Raw genomic sequence first — 21,046 nt, 5'->3', positions numbered from 1 at the left:
AATTGATTTTTGGTAATATTATGACAATTATAATACCATTACCTGTTTAAAGAGGTACAAATATAAACAGAACTTTATAGCCTATTGCAATAACAAATATTAATTTATTGTGCAGTTTTTTACTATTGTAACTTTTCTCACATAGATTGAATAATTTGCTTTATATATTTGCATAAAATTTATAAATATGGATATTATTTTTCAAACATGGTCTTGGTATGTTTCCGGGTTTTTGATAGGCATGATTATGCTTTGTCTGATTTATTTTGGAAAAACTTTTGGTATGTCTTCTAATTTGCGCTCGATATGTTCTATAGCTGGCTTGGGTAACCGAGTAGCATTTTTTGATTTTGATTGGAAAGCACAACGTTGGAATTTAGTTGTGGTTTTAGGAGCAATGTTAGGTGGTTTTGTAGCGGTACATTTTATGAGTGATGCTTCAAATGTTGCTATAAATCCAAAAACTATTGCGCAGTTAGCACAACTGGGAATAGATGCTCCAAACGGAAAATTAATGCCAGATGCACTTTTTGGTATGCAAATTTGGCAATCTCCCAAAAGCATTTTTATTCTTATAATTGGTGGAATTTTAATAGGTTTTGGCTCTCGTTATGCTGGAGGCTGTACCTCAGGACATGCTATCTCGGGCTTAAGTAATTTACAACTTCCATCTTTGAAAGCGGTTATAGGTTTTTTTGTTGGAGGATTGATTATGGCTCATTTTTTATTACCCTTAATTTTTTAGAATATGAACGTATTAAAATATTTATTAGTTGGATTTGTTTTCGGGATTGTACTTACAAAATCAGAAGCGGTTTCATGGTATCGCATTTATGAAATGTTTCTATTTCAATCCTTTCACATGTACGGAATTATTTCCGTTGCTATTTTGACAGGAGTAATTGGCATCCAAATCATAAAAAGGAAAAATTTAAAAGACATAAAAGGACAGCCAATTGAGATTCTGGATAAAGAAGCTGGTACTTTCCGTTATTGGATTGGCGGATTATTTTTTGGATTGGGTTGGGCACTTGTTGGTTCTTGTCCAGGTCCAATATTTATTCTCCTTGGCGCCGGTTTTTGGAGTGTACTTTTAGTGCTGTTTGGAGCTTTGTTTGGTACCTTTATTTATGGTTTATTAAAAGATAAATTACCGCATTAATTCCACTAAAATTTAAATAGCATTTTCTGCAAAAGGAAATGCTATTTTTTTCTGTTTAATTTCAAAATACCAACTACAATAAAGTATTGTGCAAGTAGGTACGTTGCCATTATAAGAAATGAACTAAAAATGATGGGTTCATAAAATTTATTGAAAGCAAGAATACTATCTGAACTTACAAAAATAGTCGCACCTAGTAATATATAAGTCCCAGCAGGTTTACTCCATTTTAAATACCCTTTAAATGCAAATAAAAGCATTGTAGATAGAATGATAGCATAAGCCAAAACCGGTATTTTCAAATCGCCTAAAGTTGGTAATAATAGTAAAAACATTACTACTAAATATACAATAATAGCTGTGATACCTACCCAGAAAATAGCTTTGTTTCTGAATGAATTTATCCTTAATTGTTTGCTGAACAAGATAATATAAGCAATGTGCGAAATCAGAAATGCTACCAATCCAATTATGAAATAGATTTCAGCTTTGTAAGCAAACATTAAAACGATATCTCCCATCCAAGAAAAAGTCAAGGCTATTGAAAGAAATTTTTTTGATGGAAAGTCTCCACAAGAATAAACAGCCAAGATAAGAAAAGGGATCAAAAAAGGTTTTATAAACCACGAAATGTCTTCTCTTCCTAAAATAATTAATAAAAGATAAACGAAACTGATTGCAATATAGGCTTTAAAAGATAAGGTACTTCTCATGAATTGTTTTTAAAATTATGCCACTTCTACTTTTTCTTTTTCGAAATTTACACTTACAAAGTAGACTGTGACTATTAAGGATAACGTAAGATATCCAATAATGATATAATTTGAATAATGGAAAAGTTGATTCATTGAAAACCAGTCCCCAAAATAAGCAATAATTGCTATTCCAAAAGCAAATCGGAGGATTTCCCAAAATATTGAAATTTTTCGGGTATCCATTAATTCAGTGTAGCTATATACCGTTACAAAAATAAACGCTCCATATATAAATACATTGGGTAAACCAATTATGGCAATAAAATTATATAAATAGCTAATAAACAACAAAGTAACAACAGCTTGAATCATCGACCAAAACATCAGTTTTTTAGAATGTTTGGTGCCATATTTTTCAAAAGAATAAACATCTCTAATCTTGTATACAGGATATTTTTCTTCAAAATTTTCTGGGCGCCATCCCGTTGGTTTAAACCAAATGGTGAATTTGTCTTTCAAGTTTTCGGCACGCCAAGCATCGGTTATCAGTAGGCAAAGATGCTGAAAATTAATGCGAATAGGATTCCAGGTTTGTGCGGGTCTTGTGATTCCAAAAACTGGTGGAACTGATGCTAATTCTTCTTGAAATGTTCCAAATAATTTATCCCAAATTATAAATATTTGGGAATGATTTTTATCCATATATTCTGGATTAATAGCATGATGCACCCTATGGTGAGAAGGCGAAACCAAGATGTTCTCCAGAAAACCAATTTTTTTAATATGCTTGGTATGATACCAAAATTGAAGAAATAAATGAATAGGAAGTGTTATCGCAATTATTTTTGAGGGAACTCCTAACAGCGCTGCAGGAATCAGTAAAAAGGTAAATAAATTCACAAAACTGGATATGGGCTGACGTAAAGCACAAGCTAAATTAAACTCTTCACTACTATGATGAATCGCATGCTTATTCCATAAAAAATTAATTTGATGCGAAAAACGATGACTCCAATAACCATAAAAATCAATAGCTATGAAACCAATAATATAGGCAAGAACGGTAGGTTCTAAATGAAAAATGGCGATTTTTGAAGCGATCCAATCGTAAGAAACAAGGGTGATGCTAAGCCCTAAAACGTCCTTTACGGAGTTGACCATTCCAGAACTTACGCTTGAAACAGAATCCATATTAGGAGCTGTATTTTCTCCTTTATAATGACCATATATTTTTTCTATTATAATTAATATCAAAAAAATAGGCATTACAAAAACTAAAATCTTTCCGTATTCTACCATAAAAGCCTGTTGTGTTGTTCAAATATATAATAAAAGTATATATTTTTTGAATTATTTGTAATAATTCTATAACAGGCTGTGAATTTAAATACGGTTAAATAATTTCAGCGCTTAAACCAGCTTCCAATAGTTGGGTACACTGCGGTTTTAGCTTATTATAGGGACCTGTTTTTACGGTGCATTTTCCATTGTAATGAACAATTAACGAACATTGTTCCGCTTGTTCTGCAGTATGATTACAAACACGTATTAAAGTTTCTATAACATGGTCAAAGGTATTTACATCATCATTATAGACAATAATTTCGTTATCTATCGATACAATTTCTTTTACACTGACTCTTTCTCTTACTTTTTCTTTAGTACTCATTTTGTAGGTTTTTTGTACTTGTATTATTAATAAAAAATAAAACTCTAATTTACGTATTTTAATGAAACCCAGTTGTTTCTTTCGAATTTTTTAACATAAGTTAAACCTTTTTCTGTGCAGGAAGCATCAATAAATGGAATGTCTTCTACATAGAAACCACTTAAAAGTAACGTGCCTTTTGGATTCAAGCAATCCACGTAACTTTGCATATCGTTCAACAAAATGTTTCTATTGATGTTAGCAATTATCAAATCATATTTTTTGTCTTTCAACAAAGCTGCATCACCTTCATAAACTGTAATATGTTCACAATTATTGCGTTCCCCATTTTCAATTGAATTCAAATAACACCAATTGTCAATATCAATGGCGTCGATTGGTTGCGCTCCTTTCATTTCGGCAAGAATTGCCAAGATTGCTGTTCCACAACCCATATCAAGTGTTTTTAAACCATTTACATCGATTTCCAATAAATGTTGGATCATCATATGTGTAGTCTCATGATGACCGGTTCCAAAACTCATTTTTGGCTCGATTACAATATCAAATTCGGCATCCGTTTTTGGGTGAAAAGGAGCACGTACATGACAATTTCCATCTACATCAATCGGTTCAAAATTCTTTTCCCATTCCTCATTCCAGTTCACTTGCTCTATTTCTTCGAAAGTATAGTCAATTTTAAATTCCTCCGATTCTAAAATTTGAATATTGTCAAGAATCATTTCGTCCCATAAATCTTTTTGCACAAAAGCAGAAACACCCGTTTCGGTTTCGGTAAAACTTTCAAAAGCTTTTTCTCCTAATTGGGCAATTAATATTTCTGAACCTAGTTCTTTTGGTTCTATGGTAAAATGATATCCGATATAAATGTTTGACATGTTTATTTTTTTTGCAAAGGTAGTATTATCTCTTTTTATTGAAGAATTAAAACAAAAAAAGGCTTGATAAATATCAAACCTTTTTTCTATTGAGGGTAAAAAATTATATTGCGTTCACAATAGCAACAAAATCGTCCGCTTTTAAGGCAGCTCCTCCAATAAGACCTCCGTCTACATCTGGTTTAGAGAAAATTTCTTTTGCATTTTCTGGTTTTACACTTCCACCGTAAAGAATAGAAACATCATCTGCGATGTCGCTTCCGAACGCTTTGCGTACAGTTTCTCTGATGAATTCGTGCATTTCTTGAGCTTGTTCCGGAGAAGCTGTTTCTCCAGTTCCAATTGCCCAAACTGGCTCGTATGCTAAAACAACATTTGCCCAGTCTTTCGCTTCAATCTGAAACAAACCGTCACGCAATTGATTTTCAACGATATTGAAATGATTTTTAGATTGACGGTCTTTTAATTCTTCACCAAAACAGAAAATAACAGTCATGTCATGTTCTAAAGCAGTATTTACTTTACTGGCAATTAAAGCATCTGTTTCATTAAAAATTGCTCTACGCTCCGAATGTCCAAGAATTACGATATTTACACCAACACTTTTAAGCATATCAGCAGAAATTTCGCCTGTAAAAGCACCACTTTCAGCTTGATGTACATTTTGAGCAGCCACATCAATGTTAGTAAACTCTAAATGATCAACTGCAGAAGCCAAGTTTACAAAAGTTGGGGCTACAATTACTTGTGCCGCAGTTTCTGTTGGGACTTTTGCAATTAATTCATTCAATAAATCTTCAGTCTGTTCTGCGTTTTTATGCATTTTCCAGTTTCCTGCTACAATCTTCTTTCTCATTTTGTTGTTATTTATTTTAGTTAGGTAGTTTATTTTGAAATGAATACGGCTATTATTTCAATTTTTTTAAAGTTTCATTTATTAAGTCAAAATCAGTTTCTATCGCACGATATAAAACTATTTTTCCTGTTTTGTCAATGATGATGTATCTTGGAATCCAATCCAAATCAATTGCTTTTCCAAAAACACCTTTCATTTGGTCATTTGCCATGAAATGATCTCCTTTTAATTCGTGCTTTTCAATACCAACTTTCCATTTATCGGCAGCTTTGTCCATAGAAATAAAAACATAAGCCACATCAGGATTATTTGCCTGTAATTCTTTGATTTTCGGCATTGCTTTTACGCAATCTCCGCACCATGAAGCCCAAACTTCAATTACTAAAGTTTTGCCTTTGTGCTTTTTTAAAATATTCTTAAAAGCAACTTGGCTCCCATCAGTTGACAATAATGTTTCTGATAAAGCCTCTTTTGAAAATGCTGATTTTTGAGCTTGCGTACAAGAAAAGGTTACGAAAGCGATGAATAAAACGAATATTTTTTTCATTTTTTATAATTTGGAACAAAGTTAAACAAACAATTTGATTGGGGAATATAGATTGACGAATTTTGAATACTCAACAATTATGTCCCCAAAAATGATTTTTTTATAATGTTAAAAGCAGTGAAATCGTAATAGTTAGCTGTTAAATAGCGCGTTTGTTGCAATAAATTAAAAGTATGATTTTCAAAACGAACCAATTTATTCGAATTTAATACGTGTTTCAGCAGAATTTAATACTAAAATAAGACTGAATCTATGTAGCTATATAAAATAGCTAAAGGTTTAAAATTACCTGTTTCAGTAACTTTAAACCTTTAAATTAAAATTTCAAGCTTTATTTATAACTTCAAACTTGCAATATCATTATAATGGACCTTTTGCAAAATGGTTCCTTTTTCAAGGACTACGATACTAGGATTGGCTCTTTCAATCGTTTTTAAAGCAGTGGCATCACAGAAATAAAAATCGAATGTCATCCCGAATTCTTTTTTGGAAGTCGCAATTTCTTCCGGTGAAGAAGCGGTCATTCCTATTACTTTATAGCCTTTTGCTTTAGCTTCCTGATTCAATTTTTCCAATTTAATTAAACCGGCTTTATCTGCATGAACTAGATCATAGGCTACAATCATGACTAATTTTGGCTCGTCTAAGAACTCCTCTTTATAATCAGATCCGTCTTTTTCCATTGCAAAATCATGAATAGGAGGAACGTAACCTTCGGTAATCACTTTGTCTTTTCTGTCTACAAAAGTGGCTCCTTCAGGGAGTGCCATTAAATCTTTTTCATTAAATTCTTTGTCAACGCCATTTACTTTGTAGATAAAAACCATTTCGACTATACTTTTTGGCGCATTATCAGGAATTCTCATCCCTTTTTGGATATTGGTTCCTACTTTGTAAGGACGGAAATCGATTATAGGCAAATGATTGATAACCCAATAGCCCATAAATGCACATAAAGCGATACTTGCAAAAGCCAATATGTTTTGAACAGTATTTCCAAATAATGGGTTGACCAATTTTCTGTTGAAAAATAGAATCAGAATAAAGAATAATAAAACTACATCTTTGGTGAAGGATTGCCACGGTGTAATATGCAAAGCATCGCCAAAACATCCACAGTCTTTAACAACGTCAAAATAAGCAGAATAAAAGGTAAGGAAAGTGAAAAATACAATCAATAACAACAAACTGTTAATCGTAAATTTTGATTTGTAACCAATGAGTAACATAACACCTAAAACAACTTCAAGAATAACCAAAAACAAAGCAATCGCTAATGCAAATGGTATTAAGAAAGGCATGTTGAAAACAGGTTCGCCAAAATATTCAGCCAGTTTATATGAAAAACCAATGGGGTCGTTCAACTTTATTAATCCCGAAATGATAAATAAGAGTCCAACGAAAATTCGAGAAAATTGAGTGATTATATTTTTCATAATTTTTTAAATTTTAGTTCCAAAACCCATTAAAATCAACGCAAAAATAGAATAATTAATCATATCCTGATAGTTGGCATCAATACCTTCAGAAACCAATGTTTTTCCTTTATTATCTTCAATTTGTTTGACACGAAGCAGTTTTTGTAAAATCAAGTCCGTAAGTGAACTCACACGCATGTCGCGCCAAGCTTCCCCGTAATCATGATTTTTAGCTTCCATTAAATCTTTGGTCAGTTTAACTTTGGCATCGTATAATTCGGTTGCTCTTGAAACCTCTAAATCGGGTTGCTCAACAACGCCTAATTCCAATTGGATTAATGCCATAATGGAATAATTGATAATCCCGATGAATTCACCGGTTTCATCTTCGTCAATTTTACGAACTTCGTTTTCTTGTAAACTTCGTATTCTTTGGGCTTTAATATAGATTTGATCTGTCAATGATGGCAATCTTAAAATACGCCAAGCACATCCGTAATCTTTCATTTTGTTGATAAACAGCGAACGACAAAGCGCAATCACAGTATCATATTCCTTTGAAGTATTCTTCATTATTGGTGTATATTTGTCTAAAATTTTTTCAAAAATAGTATATTTTTTTTGAATGTAGAATTTTGAAGTCTTTAAAACTGTAAACAAATGACTATTAACTGCAAAGGGCAACTCATCGACTTATCAACTCCCAAAGTAATGGGAATTTTGAATGTTACACCCAACTCTTTTTTTGATGGTGGAAAGTACAAAAATGATAACGAAATACTTTCTCGGGTTGAAAAAATGCTTCTTGACGGAGCTACTTTCATTGATTTAGGTGCGTATTCCAGTAAGCCTAGTGCCGAATTTGTTTCAGAACAACAAGAAATTTCAAGAATTGTTCCTGTCATTGATTTGATTATAAAAAGCTTCCCCGAAACGATTATTTCAATTGATACTTTTAGAGCTGAAGTAGCGAAAGCCTCCATCGAAAGTGGAGCAGCCATCATCAACGATATTGCTGCAGGAAATCTAGACGAAAAGATGTTTGATGTAATTGTAAAATACAATGTTCCTTATATCATGATGCATATGCGAGGTAATCCTCAGACGATGCAAACGCTCACGAATTATGATGATATTGTAAAAGAAATGGTGTTCTATTTTTCGGAACGAATTGCCAGAGCGCGAAGTTTTGGAATCAATGATTTAATTATAGATCCTGGTTTTGGCTTTGCTAAAAAATTAGAACAAAACTACGAAGTATTTCAAAAAATGGAATTGTTTGACATGCTTGAATTACCACTTTTAGTTGGAATTTCAAGAAAATCTATGATTTATAAAACGCTGAATTCTAATGCAGAACAGGCCTTAAACGGAACCACTGTTTTGAATACTTTGGCATTGTCTAAAGGAGCAAAAATCCTTCGTGTTCATGATGTAAAGGAAGCAATGGAATGTGTTACTTTATTTAATAAAATCAATTCATAACATGAAATATTTCAGTCTGATTGTCCTTTTTATCTTGTTTTCCTGCGGGAATAAAGAAGACATTTTATTGCCAAAAGCCACTACAACAATCGTCAAAAATGTAGAAGATCATTCCCCAATCTATATTTTTTTTAGAACAAACGAAAAAGATACGTTGGCAGAGGTAAACAGAAAAAACAGTATAATTTCTACCAATTGGATTTTCAATATTGACAAGCGTTTACCTTTGCGATTGGTAATTCCTGAAGTCATGAAACTGCAACAAAAAAAGCGGGAAGAAAAAGCACATAAGAATGAAAAGGCTCAAAATTATTATTCGTATGCGGATACTATTGGCAAGAATTTAGCTTTTATTCCTTTTACAAATGTGTATTACAAATTAGAAAAACCGAAGTCAGGAATTGTTGTTTTTTTTACAAAAAATAATGTTGTTTTAGTCGACAATATTAGGGTAAAAAAAGAAGAACTTCTAGCGTATTTAAATAAAGTCCCTAGCGATAAACCTAATATATATGTCTTTTGCTTTGATAAAGATTTAAGTTTTGGAAGTTATATTCAATATAAAATTTTCTTGCAAAGTTTAAAATTTTCAAAATTAAAACAGGAACTAGAGTATATTTACTAGCAGGAAAACAATAGTTTCAGACCTTCAAAAAGATTAAAAGAATCATTAAAAGCATAATTCTACTGATTTTATTGTTGATACTATGATTTTAAAAACTAAAGGCTTTCTTTTTACGAAAGAAAGCCTTTAGTTTTTATAAGGTGAGAAATTGTTATTTAATAACCGCCTCCACCACCACCTCCACCACCGGTGCCTGCTGGATTTGTTGTGATAAGCTGCCCTCTTATTTCTCCAGTAGGAAATGCTGTAGTATGTAAATTTACATAATAAAGGTTGGCAATAAGATCTGCTTCCTGAGTTGCATTTAAAGCAACACTTGTGTAAGTTATTGGAGAAACTAAACTAGAAAGAGGAAAGATTATATTATTGGCTGGAGCTACTCCAATAGCACCTCTATGGATATGTCCATCTGTGGGGGTTAAACCACTGTATGTGACAGTTAATGTGAATATTTTTGTAGTTTTATTAAATTTAAGCACGGCAGTTCCAATAGCTGTTGAATTATTGGAAGGTACTTCGCTTACACCATTTAAAGTCGCATTAAAAGTTACTATGATTGGTGATGGAGTAGAATCGTCACTATTATTGCAAGAAATTAAACCTGATAAAGTGATAAAAATAACTAAAAGTCGAATGGAACGTTTCATAATAAATTTTTTAAAAGGTTACTAAAATAGAAACAATGTTATTAAAAAAATCATTTAATTCTCGTTAACTGTTTTAGATTTAGTAGGAGACTAATACAAAACTCTTTGAGAGGAAGTATAAAATTAGTTTTTTTATAATGAAAATACAAATAAATATGAATTAAAATATTGATTTATAAGGTTTTAAATTTAAAAAGACATATTTATACTGATTTTTTATCTCCAAAATATTTTCGGACAAAAAGGTATATGTACTTATTTTTAAAACCTAAATGTAAAATGTTATTTTTAAACTGAAGACTGTGATTTATTGCTACAAACTTCTTACTGATGATGGTACGGTTCGTTTCTCAAAATTGTAAATCCGCGATACAATTGTTCTATAAAAAATAACCGAACCATTTGGTGAGAAAAAGTCATTAGTGAAAGCGAGATTTTCCCTTGTGCTTTGTTAAACACCGTTTCCGAAAATCCATAAGGGCCGCCAATTACAAAAACTAAAGTTTTGATACCTGAGTTCATTTTTTTTTGTAGTTCTTCTGAAAAACCAACACTGGAAAAGTTTTTTCCATTTTCGTCCAATAAAATAAGTTGATCTGTTGGTGTTATTTTTGCCAAAATCAATTCACCTTCTTTTTCTTTCTGTTGACTTTCCGACAGGTTTTTTACGTTCTTGATATCAGGGATAATATCCAGATCAAATTTGATATAAAAAGACAAACGCTTGGTGTAATCGTCTATTAATGTTTGTAAAGCTTTGTTATCAGTTTTACCGATAGCAATAAGTTTAATGTTCATTTTGTGGAATTTCAGAGGCGCAAAGATAGAAAATTGATATTGCATTTGTTGAACAAAAAAAGCCCATGTAAATGGACTTTCTAGCGCTAACTCTTAATTTTTTTACAATTTTGATTCGGTATATTCTTTGAAGTTATTCAATATGGATTGCCAACCCGATTCTTGCATGGCTATTGGGTTTTCGTTTTCTGCTTCAAAGACTTCAATAATTTTGGTCATATCATTGGCATCAGAAAAACTAATTTTTACTTTTCTATTGTCATCAGCGGTATATTCAATCAGTTCATTTCGTTTTATAGTGTCATAAGTTCCACTGAAGTCAAATCCCATACTGCCGTCTTTAGCTTCCATTCTTGAAACAAATTTACCTCCAACTTTCAAATCATTTTCAGCTCTGGTTGTGTGCCAGTCGTCAGAAGCATTGTTCCATTTTACAATATCTTCAGGATTTGTCCACTTATCCCAAACGGTTTCTATTGGTGCATTAACTACAGTTTCTACTGTTATCAATGTTTTATCATTATTTTCCATATCTTAAATTATTTTGTTTTTTCAACACAGTTAAACATCCATTGAACACCAAATTTATCGGTGCAGCTTCCATAATAGACACCCCAAAACATAACTTGAAGTTCCATAGTTATTGTTCCTTCAGCGGCTAATGCAATAAATAATTTTTTCGTTTCAGCTCTTGTATCCGGTTCCAAATTGATATAAACATTATTTCCGAAATTTACTTTAAATCCTATTGATTCAGGTGCATCAGTTCCCATCAAAATATGTCCGCCAACAATTGGTAATTCAATGTGCATGATTAGATTTTTATCATTCTCATCAAGTGGAGGCATTCCTTCTGCAGGTGGAATATCTTTGAATCGCGCTATTCCGCCACCGCTAAATTCTCCTCCAAATACGGATTTATAAAAATTAAATGCTACCTCTGTGTTGCGAGGGAAATTGAGATACGTGCTTACTCGTGCCATTTCATCTTTTTTTAATTATATAATTTCTTTATTTTACTTTTTATGAAGGTTTCCTTCTAATGTTCTAGCCATTATAGGCTGTTTCTAGCTGTTCGATATCAATTTTCACCATTTGCATAATCGCCTGCAACACACGATTTGATTTTTCAGTATCATCGCTTTGCATCATTTCACCTAATACAACAGGCACAATTTGCCAAGAAACGCCAAATTTATCTTTCAGCCAACCACATTGTTGAATTTGTCCGCCTTCAGAAAGTTTTTCCCAAAACGAATCAATCTCTGGTTGGTCTTCACAATTAACGATGAATGAAACAGCTTCCGAAAACGTAAATAGAGGACCACCATTCAAAGCAAGAAAATCTTCTCCGTCTAATTGAAATGGAATCGTTAAAACAGTTCCTTCCGGCAAGGGTGCATTTTTTCCGTAATGAGTTGCTTTTCCAATTGTCGAATTTTTAAAAATGGCAGCATAAAAAGTTACTGCTTCATCGGCATTGTCATTGAACCACAAACAAGGTGTTATTTTTTGGGTAATTATTTTTTTACTTTCCATAAAATAGTTTTTATATTGGACTTTAAATTACAAAACAGGAAAAAATAAAGAGATTGCATCGTTCGAAATGAAGCAATTATTTAAGGATATTAAAAGTACAAAATTAGTTGAAAACAAAAAGTTAATCTAAAAGCATTTTGTGTTAATTAATTACATATCAAATATTTAGTTGTTAGGTTTTAATAAAAAAAGCTACTCAGCATCCGTTTATCAGAATGTTTGAGGAGCTTTTTTTAAGATTTTTTTTAGTGTTTTGTTAGAAGATAGCAGTAGTTGTTCTTTTTGTTATGCGCCGTTTAATATTTATTCATTAAGTTCCTTTGGAAATCGGTCTGAAATTAAATTTAACTCAATATTGTGTTCTAAATAGGCTTTTAAACCTGCTAAAACTAATGTATATCCTTCTGTTGAATCCTGTATTTGTGAGATTATTTTTTCTGTATCACCCAGAAATCCAGTATTGACAATGCTTACAAAAGTTCTCGCTTCTCCTAGATTTTTAAATATCCATTCCACGGTAGTGATTTCATCATAGTTTCCCCATTCTATTACTATTTTTTTATTCAGTTCTATCATTTTGGTCCTAACCGAAATAGAATGGTTGTACATTTCCCAAGTCCATTGTGTTTCTTTTCCTTCTTCAAGTTTTCCTGAACTTTTAGTGAACCAAAATTTAGTCGTAATTTCTGGATTTATAAATGCCTGAAAAACGTCTTCGATGGGTTTTCTAATTAGCATTTCTGCTTTTGCATAGTGCTTAGTTTTTTCAGTCATCTTTCATGTTTTTTGGCCTTATTTTAAATTATGATTTTGGCAACGGTGCTCCAACAGCAATATCACATCTGTGGTTTGTTTGACCGTGTGGTGGGTTCATTCCCTCAGGAGTAGGCGTTGTTACTATTGGTGTTGTAGCAGCTGGACTAGTAGAAACAGACTGATTTTGTGGGGAAGTTATTTGCTGTGTTTCGGGAGTATTTTTAGCTGAAGCTACAGGAGAATTTAATGGAGCTCCAACAGGAATATCGCAACGATGACCAGGTTGACTGTGTGCTGGATTTATTCCTTTGGCAACAGGAATAGGAGTTGTCGAAGCTTGATTTTGATCGACCGCATTAGTATTTTGCTGTTCTTGAGAAGGTAATGAAGCTTGACTACGCATTTGTTTACCAACTTCAGTAAAGGGAACTATGTTTGCTGGACTAGTACTATTTTGAAGTTCGATTTCTTTTTTGCAAGAAATCAATAGTATTGAGGATACAAAAAGAAGGCTTAAAAAAGATTTCATAGTCAGTTTTTTTGGTTGTTACTAAACTCAAATATAGGATTTTAATACTATATACCAAAATAAAATATCTGATTTAAATGGATTCAATCTCCTGATAGTTAAATGTTAATGTTCAGAATTTCTAGCACAGCATTTTATTACAGTCTAATCTTTCACACTATACAATGCTTTATTGAAAACAGATTAATTTGTTACTTTTCTTAAGAACAAAGCGCACATATTTTTAAATCCACAAAATAAATCTTACTTTAGCATTCCAATAAATTTCCTATAAAATGATTAGCGAAGCACAGTTCAAAAACGAGTTACAAATACTGATAAAAAACGCCATTCGGGAAGATATTGGCCCTGGTGATTACAGCTCTTTGGCTTGTATTCCTACAACGGCAACCGGAAAAGCGAAGTTGCTTGTAAAAGAAGATGGTATTATTGCCGGTGTAGCTTTCGCCAAAATGGTTTTCGAGTATGTAGATTCTAATTTGCAAATAGATACATTTATTCAGGACGGAACTCCAGTAAAAAAGGGGGATGTTGTTTTTCATGTTTCGGGAAGTTCACAATCCATCTTGAAATCGGAACGGGTTGTTTTGAATTCGATGCAAAGAATGTCTGCAATTGCTACCAAAACCAAAGAATATGTTTACCTTTTAGAAGGGACAAAAACTAAAATCCTTGACACGCGCAAAACGACACCAGGTTTTAGAGCTTGTGAGAAATGGGCAGTGAAAATTGGTGGAGGCGAAAACCACCGTTTTGCTTTGTATGACATGATTATGCTCAAGGACAATCACAATGATTTTGCCGGCGGAATTACTTTGGCCATAGCCAAAACCAAAGCCTATCTCAAAGAAAATAATCTAGATCTAAAAATCATTGTCGAAGCTAGGAACTTGGATGAAATCAAAGAAATATTAGAAAGCGAAGGCATTTATAGAATTTTGATAGACAACTTCAATTATGAAGATACCCGAAAAGCAGTGGCTTTGATAGATGACAAATGCCAAACGGAATCTTCAGGGAATATCAATGAAGAAACAATTGGTCTTTATGCGGAATGTGGTGTTGATTATATTTCGTCCGGAGCCTTAACGCATTCTGTCTATAACATGGATTTGAGCTTAAAAGCAATATGAGTAAAGAAATTGAACAGAGAATAGAAAAAATCCCCGTAATACGGAATCTTGCCCGTGCGTTAAAAAAAATAAAACTTCCCTGGTTACAGGGATTATCGTTGTATGACTTATTGGAATTGTATGGATTAGGAATTGTCGAAAGCGCCTTGACCTATCATGCCAGTGCGATTGCATTTAGTTTTTTCATGGCATTATTTCCCTTTGCGCTGTTCATATTAAATCTTATCCCATACATTCCAATTTTAGGTTTTCAAGATGATTTTCTTCAATTTGTAAGGGAAGGAGTACCGCCAAATACCTATGAAGCTATTTATAAAATTATCAATGATATCCTTAATAACAGCCATTCCGGATTATTGTCTTCGGGGTTTATATTGTCTATTTTCTTGATGGCAAATGGGTTAAATGGGATTTTGGGAGGCTTTGAATCCTCGCGTCATGTCCTCATCAAAAGAGGGTTTGTGCACCAATACATTGTCGCTCTGGGGATGTCATTATTATTGTCTTTACTTTTGATAGTAACCGTAGCAATTATAGTAATTTTTGAGGTATTTATTCAAAAAACCGTTTTTAACGATCAGGTTCAGTTGATCATTTTAGGAAGATATGTGTTTATAATTTTAATGCTTTTGATGACAACTTCGATACTTTTCAAATTTGGCACAAAACACGACAAAAACAGGGCTTTTATCTCGATAGGCTCTGTATTTACTACGATATTGATTCTTTTGGATTCGTATGTTTTTGGTATTTGGGTCGTACGATTTTCAAAATACAATGAATTATATGGCTCTATTGGAACCTTATTAATACTGATGTTTTACATTTGGATCAACTGTATGATATTACTGCTGGGTTTTGAATTGAATGCTTCAGTAAATAAATTAAAAATAAAAAAAGAAGCCTAGTTTTTAGGAGCTATTTCCTGCTGTTCGTTTTAATCTTTTTATCAGCCGAAAAGGCGGATAAAAAGGATTTCCACTGCCATCAGGGCTAGGGAATTTCGATTTCAATTAAGGAATCTGTTTCATTTTAAATTTGTAATTTTAGACAAACAAATTTCATGATGAATCCAATTTATATCAATCAAAACGAAATTCTCAAACGCTATAAACAACCTGACAAATTTACCCACAAAGGCATTCAAGGACATGCTTTAATTATCGGTGGAAGTTATGGGAAAATGGGAGCTGTTTGTCTTTCGTCTAAAGCTTGCTTGAAAACGGGTTGTGGATTAGTCACTGTTTTTATACCAAAATGTGGCTACGAGATCCTTCAAATTGCCATTCCCGAAGTCATGGTGGTAACGGATAATCAGGAAAAATTCATCTCGGATATTACTTTTGATATCAAACCACAAGCCATAGGAATAGGACCGGGTTTAGGTCTGGAAATCGAGACGCAACAAGCCGTTTATAAATTGCTACAAACGAATAAAATTCCTTTGGTAATTGATGCGGATGCATTGAATATTTTATCCAAAAACAAAGAATGGCTTCCTTTATTACAACCCAAAACCATCCTCACGCCACACCCCAAAGAATTGGAACGCTTAATAGGAAAATGGGTTTCGGAAGAAGAAAAAATGGCTAAAACAAGCACTTTTTCTAAACAGTGCAATCTGATTATTGTTATGAAAGGCGCACCAACACGTATTGTCGATGGAGAAACAATCTACGAAAACACCACTGGAAATGCCGCTTTGGCCACTGCAGGAACCGGAGATGTCTTGACGGGAATGATCACCAGTTTATTGGTACAATCCTATGAACCAATAAACGCTGCCATACTTGGTGTTTATCTGCATGGACTCACCGCTGATATTGCGCTGCCCGAAACCGGTTATCAATCGTTTATCGCTTCTGATGTTATTTCGAACATTGGAAAAGCATATTTGAGTTTAGAAAATAAGGATTACAACATCTTGTAATTTATTTTTCATCCGTCATTCCGTCCCAGTTTGTCATTCCGACGAAGAAGGAATCTCACTTGAGAAACACTATCGAAGCTTTTGCACTGAAACCATCATTCTATAAAATTGTAATTAAATTCATTATTTGTAAGTTTGTACGTAAGCAAAATAGCTTTATCCAATTTGATTATGGAAAAAATACCCCATCTTAGAACCGTAAATGTTACACGATACATCACTCCGTTGCGAGAAGGCGGTTCTTTGCCTGCGCTCGCTGAAGCCGATGATGATTTTAAATATGTATTGAAATTCAAAGGTGCCGGTCACGGTGTAAAAGCCTTAATCGCCGAATTAATTGGCGGTGAAATTGCCCGTGTTTTGAACCTAAAAATGCCGGAACTCGTTTACGCTAATCTCGACGAAGCTTTCGGACGCTCAGAAGGCGACGAAGAAATCCAGGACTTACTTAAAGGGAGTCAGGGACTTAATTTGGCTCTACATTATCTATCAGGTGCCATAAATTTTGATCCTGTTGTGACGGTGGTTGATGCAAAATTAGCTTCCCAAATTGTTTGGCTGGACGCTTTTATTACCAATGTAGACCGAACTTTCAGAAATACGAATATGCTGATTTGGCACAAGGAATTATGGCTGATTGATCACGGTGCTAGTCTTTATTTTCATCATTCGTGGACCAATTGGAAAACGCATGCACAAAGTCCTTTTGCATTGATAAAAGACCATGTGTTGTTGCCACAAGCTTCATTATTAAAAGAAACCGATGCGATATTCAAAAAAATACTAACAGAAGAAGTGCTGGAATCCATTGTTAATCTTATTCCAATAGAATGGCTCCAATGGGAAGATACGGATGAAACTCCCGAAACGCTTCGGGAAGTCTATTTCCAGTTTTTATCCATACGCTTAAACCATTCCGAAATTTTTATAAATGAAGCCCAAAATGCAAGAGAAACACTTATATGAGTATGCCGTAATCCGGGTTGTACCAAGGGTAGAACGCGAAGAATTCCTCAATGTGGGTATTATTCTCTTTTGTAAAAAAGCCAAGTTTATAAAAGTGCTCTGTTCGTTTAACGAAGCGAAACTTCAATTGTTTTCAGCCGATTTAGATTTGGAACAATTGCATTTAAACTTACAGGCATTCGAGAAAGTGGGGCATGGGGAAAAATCGGGTGGGCCAATAGCGCAATTCGATATTCCATCCCGTTTCCGTTGGTTGACTGCTCTTCGCAGTTCGGCGATTCAAACCTCAAGACCGCATCCGGGATTGTGTGATGATTTAGAACAAACGGTGCAAAGATTGTTTGAGGAAATGGTATTGTAATGAATTGGATTGGAAAAACGGTTGTGAAGTTTTAGTGTTCTGATAAAAATATTCTTTTGAATTCAGCTAATTAACCTTCAAAAAAATCAAGGAATACTATTCAGATGGCGCGCAAGATGCATGCCCATGCTAAAGCAAGCTTGAAGGAGATAACCACCTGTGGGTGCATCCCAGTCCAGCATTTCGCCAATACAATAGTTGTTTTTCATCATTTTCAATTGGAAGTTTTTATCCACGGCATTCAATTGAACACCTCCAGTTGTAGATATCGCATCGTTCAATAGGGCAGAACCTGTGATTTCGATACGCAGTTTTTTGATGTTTTGTGCCAATAGTTCCGGATTCAGGTAGGTTTCTTTTGAAAGATATTTTTTCAAAAGCCCAATCTGCGCAAGACTCAATTTAACCTCTTTTTGTAATTTTTCGCTCGTCTTTTTTAAGGTCGATTTTTTGATTTTTTGATGCAAATCATCATAACTTAATGCTGGTTTTAGGTCTAGAAAAATAGTGGCCTTTTCTTGGCTTTCAAGCTGCTCCCTAATTTGTGGACTGAGCGCATAAATGGCATTGCCTTCTAAACCAAAACGCGTGATTACCGCTTCGCCTTTTTGAGTTTTATTCAAGCAGCTAATAGAAATGTTTTTAAGCGGACTGCCTTCATGTTCCATAATGAAATCTTCCGGCCAGTGAACACGATACGCACAATTTGAAGATTGAAACGGAATGACAGCTATACCTTGTGTTTTGAATAAATCAAGCCATGTGCCATCAGATCCGGTTACTTTCCAGCTGCCTCCACCCAGGGCAAAAATGGTATAGTCAGCTTTTACTTCAGTATCAGTATTAAAAATAAGATTATTGTTAGTAGTCCAACCTGTCCAAGTGTGTTCGTATTGTATGGAAACGCCTTGTTTATCTAGAACGGCAAGGATTGCGTTGAGCACTGTTATAGGTTTAATGCCACTTTCAGGATACACGCGTTTGCTACTGCCTATGTAGGTTGGAATCCCAATAGTATCAATCCAATTTCGAAAATCATGATTATCAAAATCAAGGAGTGCTTTTTCTAGAAAATGGGATGGCGTATAGCGCGCTATGAGCTCAGCAATAGGTTCCGAATGGGTGAGGTTAAATCCTCCTTTTCCGGCTACCAGAAATTTTCTCCCCAGTGTTTTGTTTTTCTCGTAGATGGTAACGGTAAACTTCTTGCAATCCAGTAATGCAGCGAGCAAAAGTGCTGCTGGTCCTCCGCCAATAATTGAAACTGATTTCTTCACCCCGCAAAAATACGGTTTGTTTTGTCGATTAATGGGGATATCAGTTTTTATATTAGCTATTGTTTGGGCGTAACCACAAAGCAGAAAATCCCGGTTCAGATTCACGAATCTGCAGCTTTCGGGTCGGGCTTTTGGCTCTATCTTTATTTTTTTAAAGAAAAAATAAAGGATGCCGCCGCAATCCCTTACGCGAACCTTGAATTGAGATAAATCAGCGATATCCGATTGATTGGATTTACTGTGTATTGAACTTCATTATCCGAAAAAGCGCTATATTTCTTTGTTAAAATGTGTAATAAAACATATTTTCATTTCAAAAAGTGTAGTATTACACATTTTTTACTAATGAAATAATGTATATTTGCAATGAGTTTAATTTGTAAATATTTAAATATGAATCGATTATTGTTGAGCGAATTAGTCGTTTGGAAAAATTCTAAAAATAGAAAGCCTTTAATCATTCAAGGGGCAAGACAAGTGGGAAAAACTTGGCTGATGAAAGAATTTGGAAAACGAGAATTTGAACAAGTGGTGTACCTCAATTTTGAAAGCAGCAGCCGATTAGGGGATTTGTTTTCGGTTGATTTTAATATAGAAAGAATTATTACCGTTATAGAAATAGAAACCAATCAAAAAGTTATTCCTGAAACAACTTTACTTATTTTTGATGAAATTCAAGAAGTAGAAAAAGGATTGACGGCCTTGAAATATTTTCAGGAATTAGCACCAAATTATTATATTGTTGCTGCTGGTTCGTTGCTTGGTATTTCGTTGCAAAAAAATAATTCTTTTCCCGTTGGTAAAGTTGATTTCATGAAATTGTATCCAATGAGTTTTATTGAATTTCTAGAAAATAAAGGGGAACAACGATTGGTAGAACAAGTAAAAAATAAAAATTGGGAGGTGATTAGTTCCTTTCATGAAAAGTTGGTATATGAATTACGCTTGTATTATTTCATTGGGGGAATGCCTGAAGTTGTCGCAAATTATTTGGAAAACAAAAATTTGGAAATCGTAAGAACATTGCAACAAAAAATAATAATTGGATATGAAAATGATTTTGCTAAATATGCTCCCAACGAAATTGTTCCAAAAATAAAACTCGTATGGCATTCGTTGATTAGTCAATTGGCCAAAGAAAATAGGAAATTCATTTATGGTCAAATTAAAAAAGGAGCAAGAGCAAAGGATTTTGAAATGGCAATCAACTGGCTAGTAGATGCTGGTTTAGTTTTAAAAATAAATCGAATTGAAAAACCCGTAATGCCACTAAATGCTTATGCTGATTTTGATGCTTTTAAATTGTTTTTGGTAGATATTGGCTTGTTAAATGCTATTGGAAATTTGGACAAAAAAATACTATTAGAGAACAATTCAATTTTAACAGAATATAAAGGAGCATTAACTGAACAATTTGTTTGTCAGCAATTAAAGATTAAAACCGACATCTATTATTGGGTTGCCCCAAATGCAACAGCAGAAATAGATTTTATTTTTCAAAATTATAATGAAATTATACCCTTAGAAGTAAAAGCGGAAGAAAATTTAAAGTCAAAAAGTTTAAAAGTTTTTGTTGATAAATTTGAAAATAAAAATGCAATACGAACTTCTATGAGTAAATTTAGAATAGAAAACTGGTTGATAAATGTTCCTTTGTATGCAATAGATGGGATTGTTAGTTAGCCTTACACGAGAATATCATGTGAGCATTCAATGTTATTAAGTTAGGTTCCGTCAGTTCGAGTTGAGTAGTAATTTTCGATAGAAAATTGCTG

26 protein-coding genes are annotated in these 21,046 nt (G+C 33.5%); 10 read left to right on the top strand and 16 right to left on the bottom strand.

Annotated features, from left to right (window positions below; translation table 11 throughout):
- The first annotated feature begins 187 nt into the window (after nucleotides 1–187).
- Nucleotides 188–745, top strand: a complete 558-nt coding sequence (locus tag ACM55M_RS13865) for a YeeE/YedE family protein (protein WP_416858251.1) — start codon at nucleotides 188–190, stop codon at nucleotides 743–745.
- Between the two features lie 3 nt (nucleotides 746–748).
- Nucleotides 749–1,162, top strand: a complete 414-nt coding sequence (locus tag ACM55M_RS13860) for a DUF6691 family protein (protein ID WP_416858250.1) — start codon at nucleotides 749–751, stop codon at nucleotides 1,160–1,162.
- A 41-nt stretch (nucleotides 1,163–1,203) separates the two neighbouring features.
- On the opposite strand, the gene ACM55M_RS13855 is transcribed toward ACM55M_RS13860, so the two are convergent.
- From ACM55M_RS13855 to ACM55M_RS13820, 8 genes are all read right to left on the bottom strand, one after another.
- Nucleotides 1,204–1,875, bottom strand: coding sequence for a lysoplasmalogenase (locus ACM55M_RS13855; protein ID WP_416858249.1), 672 nt, complete (start codon nucleotides 1,873–1,875; stop codon nucleotides 1,204–1,206).
- 15 nt (nucleotides 1,876–1,890) lie between these two features.
- Entirely contained in the window at nucleotides 1,891–3,156 is a 1,266-nt protein-coding gene (locus tag ACM55M_RS13850) for a sterol desaturase family protein (protein ID WP_416858248.1), read from the bottom strand.
- A 94-nt stretch (nucleotides 3,157–3,250) separates the two neighbouring features.
- Nucleotides 3,251–3,526, bottom strand: coding sequence for an ATP-dependent Clp protease adaptor ClpS (locus ACM55M_RS13845; protein WP_416858247.1), 276 nt, complete (start codon nucleotides 3,524–3,526; stop codon nucleotides 3,251–3,253).
- Nucleotides 3,527–3,570: 44 nt separating this feature from the next.
- Nucleotides 3,571–4,404 (bottom strand): 50S ribosomal protein L11 methyltransferase, encoded by an 834-nt coding sequence (gene prmA, locus ACM55M_RS13840; RefSeq protein ID WP_416858246.1) that lies wholly within the window; start codon nucleotides 4,402–4,404, stop codon nucleotides 3,571–3,573.
- Nucleotides 4,405–4,507: 103 nt separating this feature from the next.
- Nucleotides 4,508–5,260 carry a triose-phosphate isomerase gene (tpiA, locus tag ACM55M_RS13835; protein ID WP_416858245.1) on the bottom strand — a complete coding sequence of 251 codons (753 nt, stop codon included), beginning with the start codon at nucleotides 5,258–5,260 and terminating at the stop codon, nucleotides 4,508–4,510.
- A gap of 52 nt (nucleotides 5,261–5,312) precedes the next feature.
- A complete protein-coding gene (locus tag ACM55M_RS13830) occupies nucleotides 5,313–5,807 on the bottom strand; it encodes a TlpA family protein disulfide reductase (RefSeq protein ID WP_416858244.1) in 495 nt (164 codons plus the stop codon).
- Nucleotides 5,808–6,142: 335 nt separating this feature from the next.
- A complete protein-coding gene (locus ACM55M_RS13825) occupies nucleotides 6,143–7,243 on the bottom strand; it encodes a BT_3928 family protein (RefSeq protein ID WP_416858243.1) in 1,101 nt (366 codons plus the stop codon).
- A gap of 6 nt (nucleotides 7,244–7,249) precedes the next feature.
- Complete coding sequence (locus tag ACM55M_RS13820) at nucleotides 7,250–7,798, bottom strand: DUF1599 domain-containing protein (RefSeq protein WP_416858242.1); 549 nt, start codon at nucleotides 7,796–7,798, stop codon at nucleotides 7,250–7,252.
- Between the two features lie 87 nt (nucleotides 7,799–7,885).
- Here ACM55M_RS13820 and folP point away from each other — a divergent pair, with 87 nt between their 5' ends.
- Both folP and ACM55M_RS13810 read left to right on the top strand, forming a co-directional pair.
- Complete coding sequence (gene folP, locus ACM55M_RS13815; protein WP_416858241.1) at nucleotides 7,886–8,710, top strand: dihydropteroate synthase; 825 nt, start codon at nucleotides 7,886–7,888, stop codon at nucleotides 8,708–8,710.
- A 1-nt stretch (nucleotide 8,711) separates the two neighbouring features.
- Nucleotides 8,712–9,335 (top strand): hypothetical protein, encoded by a 624-nt coding sequence (locus ACM55M_RS13810; RefSeq protein ID WP_416858240.1) that lies wholly within the window; start codon nucleotides 8,712–8,714, stop codon nucleotides 9,333–9,335.
- 155 nt (nucleotides 9,336–9,490) lie between these two features.
- Here ACM55M_RS13810 and ACM55M_RS13805 read toward each other — a convergent pair whose 3' ends face one another.
- From ACM55M_RS13805 to ACM55M_RS13775, 7 genes are all read right to left on the bottom strand, one after another.
- Entirely contained in the window at nucleotides 9,491–9,982 is a 492-nt protein-coding gene (locus tag ACM55M_RS13805; protein WP_416858239.1) for a CHRD domain-containing protein, read from the bottom strand.
- 324 nt (nucleotides 9,983–10,306) lie between these two features.
- Entirely contained in the window at nucleotides 10,307–10,780 is a 474-nt protein-coding gene (gene rlmH, locus ACM55M_RS13800; protein WP_416858238.1) for a 23S rRNA (pseudouridine(1915)-N(3))-methyltransferase RlmH, read from the bottom strand.
- Nucleotides 10,781–10,882: 102 nt separating this feature from the next.
- A complete protein-coding gene (locus tag ACM55M_RS13795; RefSeq protein WP_416858237.1) occupies nucleotides 10,883–11,311 on the bottom strand; it encodes an SRPBCC family protein in 429 nt (142 codons plus the stop codon).
- 8 nt (nucleotides 11,312–11,319) lie between these two features.
- Complete coding sequence (locus ACM55M_RS13790) at nucleotides 11,320–11,763, bottom strand: VOC family protein (protein ID WP_416858236.1); 444 nt, start codon at nucleotides 11,761–11,763, stop codon at nucleotides 11,320–11,322.
- Nucleotides 11,764–11,827: 64 nt separating this feature from the next.
- On the bottom strand, nucleotides 11,828–12,319 hold the full coding sequence (locus ACM55M_RS13785) for a VOC family protein (protein ID WP_416858235.1): 492 nt from the start codon (nucleotides 12,317–12,319) through the stop codon (nucleotides 11,828–11,830).
- Between the two features lie 303 nt (nucleotides 12,320–12,622).
- Entirely contained in the window at nucleotides 12,623–13,093 is a 471-nt protein-coding gene (locus ACM55M_RS13780; protein WP_416858234.1) for an SRPBCC family protein, read from the bottom strand.
- 28 nt (nucleotides 13,094–13,121) lie between these two features.
- The gene (locus ACM55M_RS13775) at nucleotides 13,122–13,604 is read right to left on the bottom strand and encodes a hypothetical protein (RefSeq protein ID WP_416858233.1); all 483 of its coding nucleotides are present in this window, start codon (nucleotides 13,602–13,604) and stop codon (nucleotides 13,122–13,124) included.
- Between the two features lie 275 nt (nucleotides 13,605–13,879).
- Here ACM55M_RS13775 and nadC point away from each other — a divergent pair, with 275 nt between their 5' ends.
- The 5 genes from nadC (at nucleotide 13,880) to ACM55M_RS13750 (ending at nucleotide 17,994) form a co-directional block, all read left to right on the top strand.
- Nucleotides 13,880–14,737 carry a carboxylating nicotinate-nucleotide diphosphorylase gene (gene nadC, locus ACM55M_RS13770; protein WP_416858232.1) on the top strand — a complete coding sequence of 286 codons (858 nt, stop codon included), beginning with the start codon at nucleotides 13,880–13,882 and terminating at the stop codon, nucleotides 14,735–14,737.
- Entirely contained in the window at nucleotides 14,734–15,645 is a 912-nt protein-coding gene (locus ACM55M_RS13765; RefSeq protein ID WP_416858231.1) for a YihY/virulence factor BrkB family protein, read from the top strand. The genes nadC and ACM55M_RS13765 overlap by 4 nt, the downstream gene beginning before the upstream one ends.
- Before the next feature lie 155 nt (nucleotides 15,646–15,800).
- Nucleotides 15,801–16,667, top strand: coding sequence for an NAD(P)H-hydrate dehydratase (locus ACM55M_RS13760; protein ID WP_416858230.1), 867 nt, complete (start codon nucleotides 15,801–15,803; stop codon nucleotides 16,665–16,667).
- Nucleotides 16,668–16,838: 171 nt separating this feature from the next.
- Nucleotides 16,839–17,633, top strand: coding sequence for a HipA family kinase (locus ACM55M_RS13755; protein WP_416858229.1), 795 nt, complete (start codon nucleotides 16,839–16,841; stop codon nucleotides 17,631–17,633).
- Nucleotides 17,611–17,994, top strand: coding sequence for a DUF3037 domain-containing protein (locus ACM55M_RS13750; protein WP_416858228.1), 384 nt, complete (start codon nucleotides 17,611–17,613; stop codon nucleotides 17,992–17,994). The genes ACM55M_RS13755 and ACM55M_RS13750 overlap by 23 nt, the downstream gene beginning before the upstream one ends.
- An 86-nt stretch (nucleotides 17,995–18,080) precedes the next feature.
- Here ACM55M_RS13750 and ACM55M_RS13745 read toward each other — a convergent pair whose 3' ends face one another.
- A complete protein-coding gene (locus ACM55M_RS13745) occupies nucleotides 18,081–19,376 on the bottom strand; it encodes a BaiN/RdsA family NAD(P)/FAD-dependent oxidoreductase (RefSeq protein ID WP_416858227.1) in 1,296 nt (431 codons plus the stop codon).
- 288 nt (nucleotides 19,377–19,664) lie between these two features.
- Between ACM55M_RS13745 and ACM55M_RS13740 the strand changes: the two genes are divergently transcribed.
- The gene (locus ACM55M_RS13740; protein WP_416858226.1) at nucleotides 19,665–20,954 is read left to right on the top strand and encodes an ATP-binding protein; all 1,290 of its coding nucleotides are present in this window, start codon (nucleotides 19,665–19,667) and stop codon (nucleotides 20,952–20,954) included.
- Nucleotides 20,955–21,046 lie beyond the last annotated feature (92 nt).

The sequence above is a fragment of the Flavobacterium galactosi genome (genome assembly GCF_048158585.1).
Classification (GTDB): Bacteria; Bacteroidota; Bacteroidia; order Flavobacteriales; family Flavobacteriaceae; genus Flavobacterium; species Flavobacterium galactosi.
Note: the sequence above shows the minus strand (reverse complement) of the source record. Positions and strands in the feature narration are given on the sequence as shown.